The organism is Flagellimonas sp. HMM57, assembly GCF_021390175.1.
GTDB lineage: Bacteria > Bacteroidota > Bacteroidia > Flavobacteriales > Flavobacteriaceae > Flagellimonas.
Genome location: NZ_CP090004.1, coordinates 273,371 through 292,010 on the forward strand (window position 1 = coordinate 273,371; position 18,640 = coordinate 292,010).

Annotated in this window: 15 protein-coding genes; 3 read left to right on the forward strand and 12 right to left on the reverse strand. The window is 37.4% G+C overall.

Annotated features, from left to right (window positions below):
* Window positions 1-889 precede the first annotated feature (889 nt).
* The 3 genes from LV716_RS01285 to LV716_RS01295 all read left to right on the forward strand — a co-directional run bounded on the left by LV716_RS01285 (window position 890) and on the right by LV716_RS01295 (window position 4,337).
* The gene (locus LV716_RS01285; protein ID WP_163419724.1) at window positions 890-1,759 is read left to right on the forward strand and encodes a polyprenyl synthetase family protein; all 870 of its coding nucleotides are present in this window, start codon (window positions 890-892) and stop codon (window positions 1,757-1,759) included.
* A 100-nt stretch (window positions 1,760-1,859) separates the two neighbouring features.
* Window positions 1,860-3,428: an HAD-IA family hydrolase gene (locus tag LV716_RS01290; RefSeq protein WP_163419723.1), complete on the forward strand. Its 1,569-nt coding sequence runs from the start codon at window positions 1,860-1,862 to the stop codon at window positions 3,426-3,428.
* 15 nt (window positions 3,429-3,443) lie between these two features.
* Window positions 3,444-4,337 carry a helix-turn-helix domain-containing protein gene (locus tag LV716_RS01295; RefSeq protein WP_163419722.1) on the forward strand — a complete coding sequence of 298 codons (894 nt, stop codon included), beginning with the start codon at window positions 3,444-3,446 and terminating at the stop codon, window positions 4,335-4,337.
* Between the two features lie 37 nt (window positions 4,338-4,374).
* Here the strand turns inward: LV716_RS01295 and LV716_RS01300 are convergent, their stop codons facing one another.
* From LV716_RS01300 to LV716_RS01355, 12 genes are all read right to left on the reverse strand, one after another.
* Window positions 4,375-5,094: a putative quinol monooxygenase gene (locus tag LV716_RS01300; protein ID WP_163419721.1), complete on the reverse strand. Its 720-nt coding sequence runs from the start codon at window positions 5,092-5,094 to the stop codon at window positions 4,375-4,377.
* Window positions 5,095-5,277: 183 nt separating this feature from the next.
* Entirely contained in the window at window positions 5,278-6,318 is a 1,041-nt protein-coding gene (locus LV716_RS01305) for a hypothetical protein (protein ID WP_163419720.1), read from the reverse strand.
* A gap of 29 nt (window positions 6,319-6,347) precedes the next feature.
* Window positions 6,348-6,956 (reverse strand): ParB N-terminal domain-containing protein, encoded by a 609-nt coding sequence (locus tag LV716_RS01310; protein WP_163419719.1) that lies wholly within the window; start codon window positions 6,954-6,956, stop codon window positions 6,348-6,350.
* Window positions 6,957-6,960: 4 nt separating this feature from the next.
* The gene (locus LV716_RS01315; protein ID WP_163419718.1) at window positions 6,961-8,130 is read right to left on the reverse strand and encodes a DUF3440 domain-containing protein; all 1,170 of its coding nucleotides are present in this window, start codon (window positions 8,128-8,130) and stop codon (window positions 6,961-6,963) included.
* A gap of 164 nt (window positions 8,131-8,294) precedes the next feature.
* Complete coding sequence (locus tag LV716_RS01320; protein WP_163419717.1) at window positions 8,295-9,350, reverse strand: iron-containing alcohol dehydrogenase family protein; 1,056 nt, start codon at window positions 9,348-9,350, stop codon at window positions 8,295-8,297.
* Window positions 9,351-9,385: 35 nt separating this feature from the next.
* The gene (locus tag LV716_RS01325) at window positions 9,386-9,841 is read right to left on the reverse strand and encodes a PAS domain-containing protein (protein ID WP_163419716.1); all 456 of its coding nucleotides are present in this window, start codon (window positions 9,839-9,841) and stop codon (window positions 9,386-9,388) included.
* Between the two features lie 5 nt (window positions 9,842-9,846).
* Window positions 9,847-10,284, reverse strand: coding sequence for a response regulator (locus tag LV716_RS01330; RefSeq protein WP_163419715.1), 438 nt, complete (start codon window positions 10,282-10,284; stop codon window positions 9,847-9,849).
* A 23-nt stretch (window positions 10,285-10,307) separates the two neighbouring features.
* The gene (locus tag LV716_RS01335; protein ID WP_163419714.1) at window positions 10,308-11,075 is read right to left on the reverse strand and encodes a LytTR family DNA-binding domain-containing protein; all 768 of its coding nucleotides are present in this window, start codon (window positions 11,073-11,075) and stop codon (window positions 10,308-10,310) included.
* Window positions 11,072-11,212, reverse strand: coding sequence for a hypothetical protein (locus LV716_RS01340; RefSeq protein WP_163419713.1), 141 nt, complete (start codon window positions 11,210-11,212; stop codon window positions 11,072-11,074). Before LV716_RS01340 ends, LV716_RS01335 begins: the two co-directional genes overlap by 4 nt.
* A gap of 443 nt (window positions 11,213-11,655) precedes the next feature.
* Window positions 11,656-12,732 (reverse strand): FG-GAP repeat protein, encoded by a 1,077-nt coding sequence (locus LV716_RS01345; protein WP_233759198.1) that lies wholly within the window; start codon window positions 12,730-12,732, stop codon window positions 11,656-11,658.
* A 580-nt stretch (window positions 12,733-13,312) separates the two neighbouring features.
* A complete protein-coding gene (locus LV716_RS01350; RefSeq protein ID WP_163419711.1) occupies window positions 13,313-14,653 on the reverse strand; it encodes a RagB/SusD family nutrient uptake outer membrane protein in 1,341 nt (446 codons plus the stop codon).
* A gap of 12 nt (window positions 14,654-14,665) precedes the next feature.
* The gene (locus LV716_RS01355) at window positions 14,666-17,839 is read right to left on the reverse strand and encodes a TonB-dependent receptor (protein ID WP_163419710.1); all 3,174 of its coding nucleotides are present in this window, start codon (window positions 17,837-17,839) and stop codon (window positions 14,666-14,668) included.
* Between the last annotated feature and the right edge of the window lie 801 nt (window positions 17,840-18,640).

Here is an 18,640-nt window from a genome sequence, read left to right on the forward strand (position 1 = left end):
GTACGGGGATTTTTTTAAATATCTAAAAGTTTATATATAAGAAATGATGATTCGAAAAAAAAGTGCTGAATGAGATTGAATTAGGTATGAATCATAGTGTATGTGGGATTTAGCATTGGGGTGTTGGTCGTTTATTGTTTGAAATCAAAGATCAAAAGTGCAAGGGAGAATTGGTGAAATTTGTGTCCATTGATTTTCTTGGATCTTTGGCTATTCGGTCAACACCGTTGACCGATTAAAAATTTGTTGACCGATTTGTTGACGTTAGGAATCATATCAATTCAAATCTTATTATCGTCCAAAAACAATGAAGCCTTGCGAATCATAGATTTTGCAAGGTTTTTTATTCGTTTGGAGTCTCCTCCCAGTGACCTCTGAAGCCTTCAAAACGGGTAAGCTTTTATTGCCACTAGACTTCGTTATACTTAAGTCATTGTTTTTAGGGAAATTAATCCTTGATTGTATACTTCGAAAAATTATCCCTGTTAAATGGAAAATTGTCCATGTACCGGATTGCGTAGATTAGATAGCTTTGTGAATGTACCTTTCCATTTCACCAATATAAAAGAATAAACAAACACTATGGGAACATCTGGAGCAAGTAAAGAATTTATCAAAAGGGAAGACCTGCACCGGGAAGTGGTCAGTGAAGGTCTCAAAAGAAAAATCATCGGCTATGTGATGACAAAATCGTGCTTGTAAAAGTACATTTTGAAGATTGGTTCTTTTACTTGTCAAAACTGCCATTCCCATAAAATTTTAACATTTAAATAGTTAAATCATTTTTTTTTAACGGAAACACTACATATATTTCGTTAACCAAACTGGTAAACCAATTTATGTTGCCAGAAACCTATCACGCCCCTCTTTAACAACAACTTAACTGAAAATGGAAATACTAAAAGCTGTTCTAACAAGAACTAAGTCAAAAATAGACACAACCTTTAAAAACATAAGATTCCCCGACAGTAACATACTGGAATCCACAAATGAAGCTATGTACTATATGCTAAATTTGGGAAATGGCGGAAAAAGAATAAGACCGGCCATTGTTTTAGCCATTGCAGAGGGATTTAATGGGAATCGGGACCAAGCGTTTGAATTCGCAAAAGCAATAGAATTTATACATACCTATACCTTAATTATTGACGATATCCAGGATGATGATGCTATTAGAAGAAACGCAACAACATGCCATATAAAATATGATGTAAATACGGCAACCCTTGCCGCTTCAAGGCTCTTTGAAGAAGGGTTGTACCCATTTCATAAATATTGCGAAAACATCGAACTTTTTCGAAAACTGAACAATCAACTACATAAAGGCCAATGTGCCGATTTAAATGCCGAATCCTGGGATGAAGACATGTTGTCGGTACAGCATTTACGGTTTATACACTCAGGAAAAACAAGTGCGCTCATTCAAATGGCAATTTTAGGAGGATGTATTTCCAGTGAATTGTCAGAACAGCAAACAGGCAAATTATTGGAATACGGATATTACTTAGGACTGGCATTTCAAGCAAAAGATGACATTCTAAGTAAAACCGAAACAGCTGAAGCATTAGGAAAACCTGCAGGAGACCTAGCAGATGAAAACAAGCTAACCTATCCTTCATTTTTTGGTTCTGTTGAAAACGCCCAAACAGAAGCTAACAAACTATCTGAAAAGGCCATGTCTTGCTTGGATGAGTTTGAAAAAGAAAATGTGGCTGTTCTATTGGAACTTGCAAAATTCACCGTTCAAAGGAAAAGATAATATCATCCTAAAATAACCCACCGAAGCTTTTTGACCATAAGAAAAAGAAAAACCATGATACGTTACATACCATATGTTTCATTAATTAAACCCAAATATCATGAAAGAGCTTCCAGCCCCAGAAGTAGTAACCCATTTTACCGAATTATTAAACATTTTAGACTGCTATGACACCATTATTTTTGATTTGGGCGATGTCCTTTTAAATTGGGATTCGATTCATTTAACATCGGAGACAAAAGGAATAGACGATGTAAGGAAAATGGTAAATCACCCACTATGGCAAGATCTGGAAAAAGGTCTGATCAATAGGGAATTGGCACTTACAATGTTAAGTTGCGAGCTTCAAACGCCCTATACTAAGCTAAAAGAATTGCTTGAGTTGAGTGTGGCCAGTTTAAAAGTCAACGAGCCCATGCTGGAAGTGCTTAAAACCTTGCATGAAAGAAATAAAAAAATATACTGTCTTTCCAATGTAGACCTGGAATCGTTCTCATATTTATATGCAAGCTTTGATTATTGGAAGTATTTTGATGGTATATACGTATCCGCTTTGTTGCAACTTAGAAAGCCAGATGAAGCTATTTTTCAATACCTGATCTCAAGCGCCTCCATAAACCCAAAAATGGCGGTTCTTATAGATGACAAATCCGAAAACCTACGGCAGGCGGCAAGCTTTGGAATAAGTACCGTAAAGTATGCAAAAGATAACATTATATATACCCGTATTGAAAAAGAAAACAATAGAAGCCTTCCAGATATAAACCATCATGTAATCAAAAAGAAGGCATCAGGGGAGGCCTATTTAAATGGTCGATTACGCGACTTCCCTTTTTGCAAAAGTTTTGTAAGCAATGGAGTAGCGTTAATAGGGAGTGAAGATTTTTCCAAAGAAATATTTTCCACCGCAGTCATTTTACATTCCTATTCGTCGCTTCCCAATGATATTATAGCATCCATGTCCTGTGAGATTCTTAACCATGATGGAAAAAATAAGCTACGTTGGTGTTTTTATAAAAATGAAGCCAGGCCAGAAAATTTCCCTGATGATTTGGATACTACATCGATGGTATTATCATTTCTGTTAAAGAATAATAAACTCACTAGGGAAGAGGTGGTTCCCGTAGCGGAACAAATGATAAGTAACAGAAATGAAGATGGTATTATTCAGGTGTATTTTGATGATAACAGACCTCGGATAGATGCCATTGTAGCCATAAATGTATTGTATTTAATGTATCAAATTGGATATGGGGCACGAGAAGAACTACAAGAAACTAAGGCTTTCGTATACGACTTTTTAACAACTGAAAAGTACCTTAACGGTACTCGGTATTACCCAGCACCAGATGTATTTTTGTTTTTCCTGTCTAGGTTAGTGGTCGATTTCCCCAGTAAGTTTCAGAAATTTCGTAGACTACTTATAGAAATGCTAGTATGGCGTATTGATTGTTCATCGTTTCCATTAGAACATGCTTTAAGGGTTATAGCGTTAAAAAAATTAGGAATTGTTAATAGGGCCGACTTTTTAAAATTATTGGACGATCAATTGGAAGATGGCGGTTGGCCTATGTACGGGCTTTTTATAGCACCAAGATCTAACACCTATTTCGGAAGTAGGGAACTTAGTACGGCCTTTGCTTTGGAAGCTATAAATGTAATGAGTTAAACGTAACTAAAAATTATGGTACAAATTATAATCAATAAACAAAACGATGAATTGGCATTTAGGTTGGAACGATTTGATAACTTAAACCAATTTGATCATTTACAGCGTAAAAATTATTATTCTATTATTCTACTATGCGGTATTAATTTTAATTTAAAAGTAGATTTTTCAGAATATCAGCTCAAAGGAAACCATATGATTTGCTTATCGCCATATCAGCCATTTATGATTACTTCAGATGAAGCTTGCTCTGGGTTTCTATTAAATTTTCATCCCGATTTTTTCTGTACCTATAGGCATCAAAATGAAATAGAAACAGAAGGCGTGCTTTTTGGCAATTTTCATGGCTTACCTTTTTTTAAACTATGTGAAGAAGAACTATTCTCTAACCTCATAAATCAAATTTCCAGGGAAATGGATAGGGATTACATAGCACAACACGAGGTGCTGGTTGCTTTTTTAAAAGTGTTCCTAATTGAAGCCGTGAGACAGAAAAAGAAATTTGATGAAGATACCGTGTTAAAATTTGCCGATAGACAATCAGAAATTTTGCAAAACCTGGTAGATGCTATTGAGGGCAATTACACTAAGCTGCATGCACCTCAAGAATATGCAGATATACTATGTACAAGTTCTAAAACCTTGGCAGGAATAGTAAAAAAATATTTAAATCAAACACTAACATCCTTAATAACCAATAGAATTATTATAGCGGCCAAAAGAGAGCTTTATTTAACGTCCAAACCTGTAAAACAGATAGCGGCGGCATTAGGCTATGGAGATGAATTTTATTTTAGCCGATTTTTTAAAAAGAAAGTTGGAGTATCGCCCGACACCTATAGAAAAACGGTAGGTTTTGCCAAACTAAAAGATTTACAAGCAGATCTTAAAAAAAGGAGCATCGATTAAGATGCCCCTTTCGTTTTCTTTTTCAAAGTTGTTACAATTATTTAGAAGCAAGAATATCTATCTTTTGAATAGCCGTAGCTTCGAAATCTTTCAGAATAATAGGAGCGTTTTCCATAAGGGCAGCTGCTACTTTACCCTTTAGGTGTGCATCCCTTCCAGAGTCTTCGGCAAAAGTGTCAAATATAGCATATCTTGTATCGTCTAATTTAAAAGCATACCATGATAATGTTTCCGGCTCATCATCTACCAGTTGCTTTCCTGCGTTTAGAAAATGCTCTACCGCTTCAGAGTTTCCTGCTTTGGCATTCATAATAACCAACAAACCCTTATTTTGTATTCCAGATTTGTGATTAGAGGCAATCATATTAATGGGTTTAATGTCCACGTTTACATCAAAGTTTTCCAGTAGACTATAAGCATTGGCCAAAAGAGCTTTGGCGACCTCACCCTTTAAATGCGCTTGTCTACCGGCTTCCATTTCAAATGTGTCATATATTCCAAAAGTATTTTCATCTATTTGAAAAGCAAACCAAGATATTGTTTCAGGCTCTTGAAGTACTAGTGGTAATCCACTAAGTAGAAAATCTTTAACAGCTTCAGCTTTGCCTGCTTTGGATTTCATGATAACTAATAGCCCAATGGTTTCTTTTTTTGTGTTTGTCATAATACTACTTTTTTTGGTTTTAGGAAATAGTTGAATTGAAAACCCTAGAAGCAATACAAAGACTGCCAGTTTAAAAGGAATTCTTGTTTTCATGTTTTTCAATGTTTTGTTACAGTGCAAATATGTTGTAAAAGAGAAAATCTTGGAATGGATACCTGTAACTAATGCATGGACGATTTTACACAAATGAAAACAAGTGTAAACACTTTGGCATAAATTTACCGAAATGCTCCGAATGACAATTCAACCAAGGTTTATGCCATTTAATCAATCGTACTATTTTTTATAATTGGCCAGGTATTTATTAAAGATGAGTATTACTAATATTGAAAGTAGAATACCCATAAATAGTGCAGGTATTTGTATTATTTTTTTGTATCGTAAGTCATTTATTAATACTCCCCTATTGGGGAAATCAGAAACTATATTAATGGTATTTTTTGTATTTGCTTTCTCTATGTTTACCTCAGTTTTCTCTTCTTTTAATTTTTCTATTTCTTTGAACAGCTCTAATTCTGGGATTTTTTCTAATTTATTGTTATCTGCTAAATTAATATTCGTTGTTCCTTCAGGTTGTTGTGCTTCTATAACTCTTATTTCTTTATAAAGCGATTGTAATTTATCGATTTCCTCTAGCTGCTTATTTACAATAGTATCCCTAACTGCCAAATTATCATCATTGACCTTTTTCTGAAGCTTGAAATATTCATTGTTTTTTATAGAGGTTACTATCATTTTTTGGCATTGCTTTGCAATTTCAGGTGCCGTTGCTTCTATCTGAATTTTGTGATATTCTGCATTGATTCCATCAAAGTTCTTTAAGTAATCTTCATAGTTTATGTTCTTTCGTGTAACAGAATCCAAATCTTTAATAAACTCATTAAACTGTTTAATTTTTTGTACTCTATCTATTAATGGAGTTATTTTAATACTTGTTATATTTTTTGCTGTTGACTGAGGAATATGTAATACTTTTTCCAACTCTTCAATTTCTTCTTCCCTCACCAATTGATTGTAAAATTCAATATTATCATATAGTTGGCGTACGCTGTTAAAATTAGGCTGTACAATCATGGAAGACTTATATACGCGTAATGCATTATAATCTAAGTAACCGCCAAGCCCCATACCTAATATAGCCGCCAAGCAAAACTTAAAAAAATGAACTCTAAGGAAGAGGATACATAAAATAAAAAGGTGATATATGGCTTTTAAACTATTACTAATTCGGTTACAAAACGTATTAATTGCGTTTCCTATAAGTTTGAATAGTTGTCCTAAATCTATTTCTTCTGATGTGTTTTCTTTTGTATTCATAATATTGATTCAAACTGTAAGATGCCAGCTCAATGCCATGATTGAGAATAATCGTCGTCTTTAAATAATTCCCCGAGGCCATTGAATTGTTTAAGCCTTAGTACCTCATCTGCATCCATGCCCAATGCTTCCATAATTTTTGATGGCGCCCACTCATTAATCGATAATGTTTTTACCACCTCACTTATTTCTCCTATTTGATGTTTTCCCCTAGCCCTATTATGCCGTATGGTGGCTACTATTTGTTCTGTTTTGGGAAGGTCCAATATCACAACCGGTACTTTATGGTCTAATCTATTCTGCAATACTTTACTTTTTTTTATAAGTTTCCAACGATGGTATCCATCAATTAACCTATAGTGTTGTTGTTCTTTAGTTGAAACTATCAAAGGCAGCGTAATCCCATGGTCGAGCATGGAACGAAGTAGCAAATGCTTTTCTGGAGTGGCCATTTTATTGGGATTATAGCTATTTGGCAAAATAGTATTTATAGGCACCCACAACAGTTTCGAAACAGGCTCTTTATACTGATCAAATATTTCTGAAATCTGATTGATGAGGATTGATTTCCCTTCTTTAGAAATACTTTGACTTTTTTTTAAAATGTCCAGGATATCTTGCTTTATATTCTTGTCCATTGGGCTACCTTTTGGCATACAGGGTTTCATATGTCTTTTTGGTTTGGGTAAAGCCCAAGCTGCGGCACCACCAGTCGTTTTTGATGATACATTTACATATTCTTCTCCAAGAGGGTAGCTTTCCCGAATTTTCCAATTTTAAGTTGCCCTGGTCCGGGACTAGCTCAAAAGAAAATCCGTTGTTTTCCCACCATCTGAGAAAGGTTTTTATTTTCGCTGCATAATGGTTCCTGGTGATTTCTGGCATGGACTGTAGCAAAATATAGGTGTACCTTTTCCATGTTAGACCTTCAGGAAGTACTACTTTAATCCTTCCAAGAACAGCTGTTTTACCGTAATACGCACCAAAATTAACGCCATGTACTCGCCTTACCACCTTATTCCAGGTATCTGGCTCAATTTGGTGGTAGTAAGCCAAACTTTGACGCTGGTCATCACCATAGGGTTGGCAAATACGCATTTTATGAATGGACATTCCACATAAATAAAAATAGTCATAGAGTTTATTGTACTTTATTTTTTTCTTGCCTACATAACGCCAGATATCCTCAGTTCGCCAATCGTAAATAGGATATGAAAATACCAGGCTGTTCGATGCTTGGCTCATCCAGTTTATTCCGCGCCAACCGTTGGCGGTTACCGAAAAGAACCTGTTCAAACTTTCGTCCGATCGAATTCCCAATAAACATGTGGACAACTCGCCATTTGAAAACCAATTGCCCCATTGGTACACAAAATCTTCGAATTCCATTCCATAACGGAAAAAGGGATAATAGTCCAAGTCTGATACTACTTGAGGGTGCTGTGGCATAGGACGAATCCAGTCCTTGGATTGTTCTGGGTCCCAACAGCGCCAATGGGGCTGAAAAACACTCACCGAATTTCTCAGGTTCAATGGCAGACATACCCAATGTAGGTTGATTTCTTCTGGATTTAGTGCCACTTCTTCAATATGCTCAATGGTGGTACCGTATTGTCCTTCCAAATCAACAAATAGGACATCAAGTGGCAAGCGATTTTCAGATTTGGCTATTTCTAGGGCCAAATGTAGCATAACGGTGCTGTCCTTACCGCCACTAAAGGCTACATATATCTTTGAAAAGGTATTAAATATATCTTGCATGCGCTTTTTGGCTGCAGTATGAACATTCTCGTCTAAATAGGATTTAGGCATTCCAGACTTTTTTAATTGTTGAAATAGTTTTAGCTTATTTTAAATTATTTGTTTTAAAAATCTCCTAACAGTCGATCATTTGATCCGTATTGGATACCACTATTAAGATGTTCGGTATAGAAGCGGGACCATGCCCAAATGGTTTCATGTTCTTCGAATCCATCTTATATCTTTTCGTAAATGGATCTTAATTTTTTCCGGTCTATACAATTTCTCCAATCCTTGCCCAAAGCATTTTCCCATAAAGGTTGCATTGCCATGGCCACTTCAATCATGATATCAAATTCATCATCACGCAGACCTGCACAAATTCCCTGAGGCATAACAATACCCTGTTTTTCTTGCATTTGGTTGAACAGCTTTATGCCTATGGGATAAAACTCATCAAGGTGTTGAAAAACCAGACAATTTCCGATACCGTGTTTAATCCCAAGCAAATACCCCAAACCATAACTCATGGCATGTGCCGCCCCTACCTGGGAATAGGCTATACTCATTCCCCCATGCCAAGATGCCATCATTAATTTATCCCTGGATTCTTCAGAGGTCAGTTTACCAAGAAACACGTCTTCACAAAGCTCAAGTGCCTTCTCACCATAGCTTTGGCTAAAAGCGTTTAAATATGTTCCATTAAGGGATTCTATACAATGTATAAAACAGTCCATTCCCGTGTAGAACCATTGTTCCTTACAAACACCTCGTGTAAGATTGGGGTCTAGAATTACCTGATCAAAGGTCGTGTGGTCAGAATTGATTCCCAATTTCTTTGCAGGTCCTGTCAATACGGCCGTTCTGGATACTTCCGCACCAGTACCGCTAATGGTGGGGATACCTACGTGGTATATGGAAGGTTTTTTGACCAAATCCCACCCCTGATAATCAGCTGAATTGCCCCCGTTTGTCAACACAATGGACACTGCTTTTGCTAAATCCAATAAAGTACCTCCTCCTATACCAATGATACCGGATGGAAGCATTGGGAACTCCTTTCGGATTTTTTGGACCAATGCATCAACTTGTACCGTTCCGGGCTCCACATTTGCGGAAATGAAAACAATTTGGTCATTGTATGCCAATGGAATATTTGCAGCTATCTCGGACTCTTCGAAAACATCATCCACAAAAAAAATGAATGGTGCGTCTTGATACTTTCTTTTGGGCAACAAAACCTCACCCAATTGATTAAAACTATCTCTTCCAAACATTACTCTAGGAACCATGGGAAAGTTCCGATACCTTTCAACTTTTCGTCCAATCACTTTCTTAGCAGCGAAAAGGTTTGCAATTCTTCTTTAATTTGACCCAAAAACATTTGTTCCTTAGTCATATCGGATATAATGCAATGAAAAGCAATTGCTTCTTTATTGGAGTCGTATATGGCCGAAGCGCTAATCCAAACAATTTTCATCGACCCATCTGGTCTTGTCATTTCCAGCTCAAAATCATCAATATGGCCCTTGAGCTCTACAAGCTCAAGCATAATCATAAATCTTTTTTTATTGTAATCCGATAAAAAATCATCGACATTTAATGTTTCTTCCTCGTTATTTCCACCTCCCATTAATTCCATAAACTTGGAATTGTATCCCAGAATTCTTCCCACAAGATTTAAAACGATGTAACTTTTTGGTAAAGTTTGAAAAATACTCGTTTCACTCTTGTCCGTTAAATACAACATTAATTTATCCAAAGTTGAAATATCCTTACTCATAATAATTAGTTCTTAATGGGTTTAACAACTGCCAATGCTGGTAAAAGAGGGGTAAGGTTTGCTTCCCAATATTGAATCAATACTTTCAACAAATGGGTAAGATCTCTATAATCATCCGGTTTGACCATATAGCCCGCGGCACCGCCTCTATAACATTCCATGGCAGTTTCAGCACACTCTACCGTAGTTAACACCACTATAGGGATATGGCTGTACCAGTCATTGGAAAACTTCATTTCTTTGATAAAGTTCAAACCATCCATGACAGGCATATTAAAGTCAACGACGATAACATCTGGCAAAAAGACTCGGGAACGAATCAAGTCAATTGCCATCATCGGATTGTCCAAAGTCCTGATTTTATGGGATTTGACAAATTGACCAAGAGCCTTTTTCAATATCATCAATTGGACTTTGTTATCGTTAATAAATAAATAATTCATGGCTTTCCGTATTTCTCGATACACTATGGTATCATTTCATTAAACAATGGCACGGCATTTAAAATGTCATGTTTGTACCTATTTGAAATCAAGGGCCGAAATTTGTTCAAACCTTTGATATGTACGCTATTGCCTACTATTCTATCAACCTTATTGATATTGACAACAACAGATCTATTTATCCTATAAAATTGCTTTGGCAACACTTCCAATGCGGCCTGAAGTGTTTGTCTGATCAAATGCTTTTTGTCAGATAAATACACAGTGATATAATTCCTGTCGCTTTCCAAACATAGGATTTCACTTAAATGAAATTTAATGAGCGAATATCCTTCTTTTAAAAAAAAACCATCCGTATGGCCCAGTTCATACTTTCTTTCCAAATCTATATCCACGACAGTATTTTTGTCCCCCTTTAGAAAATTGCAATTGTTATTGCTTTCGGCCACGGTCAGGTCGTTAAAATCCATAAAGGGGCGAAAGAAAATTCGATATAGATTGACCGCCATATTTCCTTTTTGAGTTACAATATTTTGTGTAATACTACTGTAGAAGGTTATCTTGGATTTATATCTATGAAATAAGTGATAGCAGACGATATCATCCCTAAGTATGCTGAAAAAAAAATAATCTATCAGAATAAAATCATATCTATTCTCCTGTTCCGATAACCACATGTCTTTCCAGCATAAGAAAACCTTATGTCCACCAACCCCGTTATTTCGCAAGTCGTCCAACAACGCGATACACTCTTTTTTTTCTCTTGTTAAGATTGCGACTCTATCTCTCATAAAGGCTCATTATCTTTTTGAACAGTTCCAATATCCCCATACTCCGTCTCTTCCCTTTTTTTTAATCTCTTGGTACGCACCGTTGAAATGATCCACAGCCCTGTATATACCAATAAAGCAATTATATAATTTTCCAAAACCGCTTATATTTCACTTTTCTATATTGCTTTTTATAAAATGTACTCTTGGACAAATACATAACTCAATTAGCGATCAACAAAACTATTATCCTTTTCTACGCTGGCACATAGATGATTTTCTGTTTGCCATGGATAATTTCTTCCACTGTCGCCACTATCTTTTCTTTACTCACCTACCCGTGAAAACTATGCGAATCACTTCTGTATCCACTATCTTTTACAGACAGCCACCTCACAATCAAAAAGGTGCACTTAAATGACTATCACCAACCGAAACACTGCGAAAAGATTGAACCTAACTGAACTAAAAATGACTGCATGCAAGAACCACCGTCTTTTCGCTCTCTCATCTCACTTGGTTGCTTTTTTATTGACATATAATTCAGGCTACAAACCTCTGGCACTCCCTTTATACACGTTAGCGCTTATGCGCTTCCAATTCAAGGAATTGGCTTTTTTTTTGTAAATGCGCACATGGCTGACTCCCAGCTTTTGTTTGGTACCATCATCATTTTTCTCATAGCCCCCATAACCACAACAGAATCATTTCCAAATACATCTACGTTTAATCCCGATAAATCATCATTTGTTTTCCCGCCATCAATATCCGCTCCCATCTGAATCCAGTTCCCAGAATCATTTTGGTAAACACGTACATAACCTCTTCTTTCTCCATTACCATTGTCCATGTAAGCTCCTATGGCAACAATGGCGCCATCATTGGACAAACCCACACTCCATCCTGAAAAATCACCTGTTACTTCCCCATCAATATCCGCACCTACCTGAACCCAATTTTCGGAAATATTTCTATATACACGGACATAACCAGGCCGTCCTATTCCTTGATGAGCCCCTATGGCAACCATGTTTCCATCACCGGATAAACTTACACTTGCACCAAAATAATCTTTTGCTCTCCGGCCATCGATGTCGGAACCTATCTGGGTCCAAACTCCTTTACCATTTTTATAAACACGGACATGCCCAGAGTTTTTGCCGTTACCATCATTGAAAATAGCCCCTATGGCCACAATAGTACCATCATCAGACAAGCTCAAACTATAGCCAGACCAATCCCCAGGAGCCTCTCCATCGATATCCGAACCCACTTGGGTCCATGCACCAACTGCATGCTCATAAACGCGCACATGTCCCGAATTTTTACCGTTATCCCCATTGATAACAGCCCCTACGGCAACCATAGAACCATCGCTTGATAAGTCAACACTATAGCCAGACCAATCCCCAGCCCTTTCACCATTGATATCCAAACCCACTTGGCGCCAATCCCCAGAGTTGCTTTTATAAACAGTCACATGTCCTGAATTTTTACCGTTGTCATTGTTATGATGTGCTCCAATGGCCATAGTCGTTCGGTCATCCGATAAGCTCAAGCTATATTGGGAAAAATCACCCATCACCTCGCCAATATCAGCTCCTATCTGTGATTGACCATATCCAACTAAACTTATCATCCCCAATAGGATTGTGGGCATGTGCCATAATTGACGCATTCTTTTTATTTTAATTGCTAACAACGAAGATCGATTCTAATCCATTCTTCATAGAATAAAAGTGGTGATTCATGTTAAATTGGGGACTAAATATCGAATACGTGGGACAAGTGAAATAGATTTCTGCCAGCAATACATTTAGAGCCAAAATGTCAATGGTTTTGATAGAAGTACTAAAGAGTTTAATATTAGGATTCTGTATTACAAAAGGAACCTTTTTTAAGACCACTATTTATGACTGAATCATTAACTTTAAATAGCGAAAGCCAATTTGACGTACTGCCCTCACTTAGAGTTCACAAATCGTCAACAAAAAAATAAAAAATTAGCAAACACCTCACTCGTGCTAACCTTCGAACGATAGGTTCAAGCCCCAGTCAGGTCACCAAAAAAGTTAATAAAACCAAAACCCTGCCCATCAAAAAGATGGGCAGGGTTTTATATTTTTTAAAGATAGTTTAGCATGAATTATTGAGAAATTCTTAAAAGGCCTTTGGCACAGTCGTACCAAAGGCCTTTTTAAAAAACTAAACTAACTCAATATACTTAACCTTCTTGTCTTCTACTACTCAATCGCAAATCAATACCCAGGATTCTGGGTAATTATTCCATTAGTTGCTAGAATTTCGGAAATAGGAATGGGAAACACATAATAATTGGCATCTATAGTTTCTCCCATTTCCGCATCCACGGTACCTGTTCTTACCAAATCGAACCATCTATGTCCCTCAAAGGCTAATTCCAATCGTCTTTCATCTAGAATAGCCTGTTTAACTTCGGCTTGTGAGCTTATTGTCCCTGTCAAGCTATTTAAGCCTGCTCTAGTTCTTATGTCGTCCAATAGCGGAAGTACCGTTGAAGCAGGAGCACCATTTTCATTTAAGGTTTCCGCATATAACAGGATAATATCCGCCAATCGAATCTCTATCCAATCGTGATCAGGCCCTAAATCACCTTCTTTAGGAAACTTTATAGCTGTCAATCCATCATCGTTAAGTGTCACCGCCCTTCTTAAATCGGTACCGCCACCGTTGGCATCACTGGCATCAAAAGCGGCAACCAAATCTTGGTCAACTGGAAAATCTGATTTTGAATCATCTCCAACAAACCAATTCCAAAAACGGGAAGCTGGACTATATTCGTCGACTATTGAACTTACTATCTGAGTTGAAAAAATAATCTCAGAATTCTCAACTTCATTTTGTGCACCAAAAATTTCGTCGAAGTTTTCTTTTAAGCTGACTCCCGCCGCTCCAGCTCCTTCCACAACAGCTGCTAGAAATGGTTCTGCACTGGCATAATCACCTCTAAAAGCATATACCTTGCCCAGTAGGCTTTGAGCGGCCAATCCAGATGCTCTTCCTTCAAAACTTCCAATATTTAAAGCTGAGATGGCGTCTTCCAGATCAGGGATAATCAAGTTATCATACACTTCCGAAGCTGGTTGTCTCTCCAAGAAAGAAGTATCTCTATAATCTGGATCTGGAGATAAATTTACCGTGATGTCCCCAAAAACCTGTACGAGCTTGAAATAAGACAATGCCCTTAAAAACTTGGCCTCACCTATCTCGGTAGCATCCGAAGAATTTTCGATGACGATGTTTGTACTTAATATTGACCTGAACAACGCAGTGTAAAAAGGCCCAAAAAAATCATCTTCCATGGCTGGAAGACCATTATCATATTCATCAAATTCAGTGTATGGTGGCTCAAACATAAAGGCATTATCCGACCTGAATTCACCCATTATGGCCATGGGTGTTACCGCACCAAGTTGATAATAATACGCTGCATTCAACACCTGACTAAAATCCGTTAGGGAATCCGCCCTAGCTATGTTAGGTGGAGCCTGATCTAAATCATCACCACATGCTGTTATCAGGAACAATAATCCGATTGATAGTTTATATATTGTTTTCATTTCTCTTTTTCTTTAAAAATTAACGTTCAAACCAAGTGTAAAGCTTCTAACTATTGGACTTGCACCTACTTGCGCTCCATACGTTGTAGGCCCTAGATAATCATCGCCCTCAGTCTGTACACCTTCTGGGTTGTAAGAGGTATAATCATCACCCCAGAGGTACAGTAAGTTAGTGGCCGCAACGTACAACCTTACATTGTTTACGCCCACTTTTCCAGTAAGTTCTGGATTAAGCGTATAACCAATCGTAAGGTTTCTAAGTGCTACGTATGAGGCGTCTTGGATGTAAGCATCGGTCTGAAACCTTTTACCAATATAAAATTCGCCGTTATTATCGGCGATACCATCCTCATTGGCATCAAAACTATCTACTAGCCTGCCACCAAATTCAGATCCATAATAATGAGGGTCGATATTGTAAACCTCACCTCCATGAGCACCTTGAAATTGGAATGACATATCGAAAGCTTTGTAATTAATTGAACTGTTCAAACCCCAATAAAAATCTGGTGTATTCTGACCAATTTTGACCAAGTCCCCACCATCTTCAACAGTTCTGGTATTATCAATAACCCCATCACCATTTTGGTCCACCACATACGCTGTACCTGTATTGTTATTCGGATTTCTTGTACCATCTTCCAAGTAGATCATTTCAACGTTTCCAATGGTCTCCAATCCCCACATTTCACCGATTTCGCCGCCTACATAATTTCTAAATACCGGACCTCTACCACTTTGACCGTAAACAGTTTGTGGCAATTCAGTTAGACCACCTAAATCTGTTATTTCAGTTTCAACCGTAGCCAAGTTAGCTCCAAGGTTCCACGAGAAATCTTCATTGTTCACTACTATTGCATTCAATTCAAACTCGAAACCGGAACTTCTTACATCACCAGAATTTATTACTATAGATGGCGTACCCAGTACTTCCGAAATACTTTGATTAATCAAAATATCCTCAATGTCAGAAGTATAGTAATCCACACCCAATCGAATACGGTTGGAGAAGAATCCCAAATCAATACCATAGTTACGCTCCGTATTGGTTTGCCATGTCAGATCTGGGTTATCCACATTATCTGGAATCAAGAAGCCAATCCCATAAACTGTGGGTTGTGGCTCTAATAATCTTAGGGCATCATATGACCCCAAGAAGGAGGTGGTTCCCAAAGAGCCCGTACTAAATCTTGGCTTAAAAATACTTATCCATTCTGAAATTGGGTCCCAAAATGCTTCATTATGAAGATTCCAACCCACAGAAAGCGCTGGGAATGTTTCGTATCTTTTATTTGCCCCAAAACGTGAGTCTCCATCCCTTCTTAAGGATGCAGAGAACAAGAAACGATTGTCGTAGGTATAGTTGATTCTTCCAAAAACACTTTCTCTTGCCCTGGTTTCTTCTCTTTCCGTTACCGTAATATTTTCAGGTTCGAACAAGTTGAAATTTTGTATTTCCGTATCCGGGACATTAGTACCCCTTAAAGCTGTGCCTATAAATTTATTGGTTTGAAATTCAAGACCCAATACAGCAGATACGTCATGTTTACCGAAGGTTCTTGCAAAGTTCAAGGTGGTCTCGCTCAATACTGAGAACTCTTTTAAATCTGTTTGATTCATGTAGGTTTCCGTAGACCTTGCCCTAGAATCAAATCCCAATAGCCGGTGTTCATAAAATTGGGTGTCCCTTAAATCCCCACCCAAAACGGTTTTTATATTTAATCCCTCAAGAATTTCATATTGCACATAAGAGCTAATATTACCAAAAAATGTTCTTTCCCAACGTTCGGTGTTATCAAGTTTAGCCGCAGGACCTGCATCACCAGAACCACCAATACCATTATTCGCTCTACCATAATGCCAGTCCTGTGCAGCCATTCCGGGCTCTAACTCATAAATACTACTTGCCTCGTATGTGGAACCCCTATAACCATTATCAAACGAAGCAAGACCCAAAGCTTGCGCTTGCTGGTCCAACTGTTGAACAAAGGCAATGGACTCTTCTGTATGGTAAATAGGATGAACGCCATATGCTCTTAAGAGATCTCTCATTTCATGACCAAGGATGTCCCTATGAGATGTGAAGCCATTGAAACTAAGTCCCGCCCTAAACTTCTTTCCAAGTTTAGCATCGATATTCAAACGGGCGTTCAATCTTTCAAAACCTTCGGTAATGATGACACCTTCCGCATTTTGATAACCCAATGAGGCAAAAAAGTTCACATTTTCTGAGCCTCCACTAGCGCTAAAGTCATGACTCATAATACTACCATTTTGAAAAAGCCAATCTTCTGAACTTATCGCACCCGGTGAATTTTCATAAGCATTTAACCTATATTCTACAAAATCGGGATCAATTTGGGATAGGTCCCAATTCCCGGCGGCAATTTCCCTTCTCGATATCTCTGCCCACTCGGGCCCTGACTTGAGAATATTGTCTCGATACTTACTTGAGGTACTGGTAAAGGCATTGTAACTAAAACTTACTTTACCGGATTTTCCTTTTTTAGTTGTAATCAAAATCACACCGTTGGCACCCCTAGAACCATATATAGCGGCAGAAGCTGCATCTTTTAACACCTCCAAGCTTTGGATATCATTTGGGTTGACGGTTGCCAAACTTCCTGAAATTGGATATCCATCAACAACTATCAATGGATTTGAATCTCCAGATATGGATGATGCAGCCCTAACCTGAATTTTAGGATCGGCACCCGGTGATCCATCTTGATTTTGGATTAAAACGCCTGGTAATTTACCGGCCAATGCATCATCGACCCTAGTAGCCTGAATACCCGCAATCTCTGATCCATCTACCTTGGCAACGGCCCCGGTCAATGAGGATTTTTTTCGCGTACCATATCCGATGACAACCACTTCGTCCAACACCGAGGTGTCCTCCAATAATGTAATATCCACTGTTGTTTGGTCGGTAATTGTAACTGTTTTCGCTCCATATCCTATGTACGAGAATTGTAGCGTTTCCCCACTTGAAACAGTAATGGCATAATTACCATCAAAGTCAGATTGAGTACCTCTTGTAGTGTTCAATACTATAATGTTAGCCCCTGGTATGGGTGTATTGTTCACATCGGTAACAGTACCCGTTACCGAAATTTCTTGGGCAAATAGCTGTATGTTGACCAGCAACACCACAACCATAATTAGTTTCCTTGTTAAATTCATTTGTTGTTCCGTTAATTTCAAAAGTTTAGTTAATTGCATATCCCTGTTGGGAATGCTTACAAATCCGTTCAGCGTTCCACATTGAGTCTACAAATTTCAAGGAATCAGATTACTTTTGAATTCGTCTAATTTGCATGCATATAATGTGTATTTGTTGAATCATACTCCCCTCCTACAAGAAGTAATCAATAAAAGGATAGACGTGCACCTATTCCTTTTTTATGCAAAATTTAGTTTCATAGAGATAGAGGTTGAAGTTGTCTGATTATTATTATTGTTTTCATTGGTTTTCCAAATTGGTAAACCAAATTGGTAAACCAAATATATGTTATCAAAGGGTTAAAAAAAAATCATTTTAGTATTTAAATGTTAAATTTTTAGGGAATTGATACTTTTGTTAAACATTATTGCTAAATGATTAAACAAAGTTTATTTATCGAGACAATAATTTCACAAAGTCTTCACGAATCTGGCAAAAAATGTCAATTAAAATCACAGTATTTTCGCATATTCTTCACAGGAACAAATGAGTAGGGCATCTACTTTTTTCAGCATTATTATTAATGTTTTTTTATTTCAAATACAGTTATTTCTTAATAAAATGATATTTATTATTGCTATAAACCGGAGAGAAACTGAATTGGATTTTGTGAAGGTCATGGCTATTATTTTAAGTTTAATGCAATAGTAGTACTTGGACAAAGTTTTTTGGGCAGTCCCATGAATTCTGCAATCCTCGAAAAGTAAACTTTAACTGATTGTTCTTTTAAATGCCCAATAACTTATTTATGAAAGTTTGGG

What these genes read in the sequence shown, in the direction of transcription:
- LV716_RS01285 (WP_163419724.1), top strand. Translation starts at nt 890, where the DNA reads ATGGAAATACTAAAAGCTGTTCTAACAAGAACTAAGTCAAAAATAGAC.
- LV716_RS01290 (WP_163419723.1), top strand. Translation starts at nt 1,860, where the DNA reads ATGAAAGAGCTTCCAGCCCCAGAAGTAGTAACCCATTTTACCGAATTA.
- LV716_RS01295 (WP_163419722.1), top strand. Translation starts at nt 3,444, where the DNA reads ATGGTACAAATTATAATCAATAAACAAAACGATGAATTGGCATTTAGG.
- LV716_RS01300 (WP_163419721.1), bottom strand. Translation starts at nt 5,094, where the DNA reads ATGAAAACAAGAATTCCTTTTAAACTGGCAGTCTTTGTATTGCTTCTA.
- LV716_RS01305 (WP_163419720.1), bottom strand. Translation starts at nt 6,318, where the DNA reads ATGAATACAAAAGAAAACACATCAGAAGAAATAGATTTAGGACAACTA.
- LV716_RS01310 (WP_163419719.1), bottom strand. Translation starts at nt 6,956, where the DNA reads ATGGACAAGAATATAAAGCAAGATATCCTGGACATTTTAAAAAAAAGT.
- LV716_RS01315 (WP_163419718.1), bottom strand. Translation starts at nt 8,130, where the DNA reads ATGCCTAAATCCTATTTAGACGAGAATGTTCATACTGCAGCCAAAAAG.
- LV716_RS01320 (WP_163419717.1), bottom strand. Translation starts at nt 9,350, where the DNA reads ATGGTTCCTAGAGTAATGTTTGGAAGAGATAGTTTTAATCAATTGGGT.
- LV716_RS01325 (WP_163419716.1), bottom strand. Translation starts at nt 9,841, where the DNA reads ATGAGTAAGGATATTTCAACTTTGGATAAATTAATGTTGTATTTAACG.
- LV716_RS01330 (WP_163419715.1), bottom strand. Translation starts at nt 10,284, where the DNA reads ATGAATTATTTATTTATTAACGATAACAAAGTCCAATTGATGATATTG.
- LV716_RS01335 (WP_163419714.1), bottom strand. Translation starts at nt 11,075, where the DNA reads ATGAGAGATAGAGTCGCAATCTTAACAAGAGAAAAAAAAGAGTGTATC.
- LV716_RS01345 (WP_233759198.1), bottom strand. Translation starts at nt 12,732, where the DNA reads ATGCGTCAATTATGGCACATGCCCACAATCCTATTGGGGATGATAAGT.
- LV716_RS01350 (WP_163419711.1), bottom strand. Translation starts at nt 14,653, where the DNA reads ATGAAAACAATATATAAACTATCAATCGGATTATTGTTCCTGATAACA.
- LV716_RS01355 (WP_163419710.1), bottom strand. Translation starts at nt 17,839, where the DNA reads ATGAATTTAACAAGGAAACTAATTATGGTTGTGGTGTTGCTGGTCAAC.